The 423-nt window shown below is 71.6% G+C and carries 1 protein-coding gene; it reads left to right on the top strand.

Annotated features, from left to right (window positions below; all coding sequences use genetic code 11):
* Window positions 1-116: 116 nt before the first annotated feature.
* The coding region (locus KBX53_RS35825; RefSeq protein WP_210864124.1) for an ABC transporter ATP-binding protein at window positions 117-423 on the top strand (307 nt) is incomplete at its 3' end.

Raw genomic sequence — 423 nt, 5'->3', positions numbered from 1 at the left:
CTGCCGGTCGGCGTGGTGACCGGCGTCATCGGCGGCGGTTACCTGGTCTGGCTGCTGGCCGTGGAACGCCGGGCGGGCCGGCTGTGAAGACCCGCGACACCCTCGAAGGAGCACCCATGCGACCCGGCGATTCCCGGCTCGGCGGCACCGCGCTGACCCTCGCCTACGACCAGCGCACCATCGCCGAGAACCTGACCGTGGCGGTGCCCGACAGCTCCTTCACGGTGATCATCGGCCCGAACGCGTGCGGCAAGTCGACGCTGCTTCGCGCACTGTCGCGGATGCTGCGTCCCAGCGCTGGTGCGGTGCTGCTGGACGGCCGCAACATCCACGACCTGCCGGCCCGCACCGTGGCTCGGACGCTCGGTCTGCTGCCGCAGTCGTCGATCGCGCCGGACGGCATCAGCGTCGCCGAGTTGGTCG

It is taken from the genome of Micromonospora sp. M51, assembly GCF_018070305.1.
GTDB classification, from domain to species: Bacteria; Actinomycetota; Actinomycetes; order Mycobacteriales; family Micromonosporaceae; genus Micromonospora; species Micromonospora parva.
The sequence above is the reverse complement of the archived record's forward strand: the minus strand, read 5'-3'. Positions and strand labels throughout refer to the sequence as shown.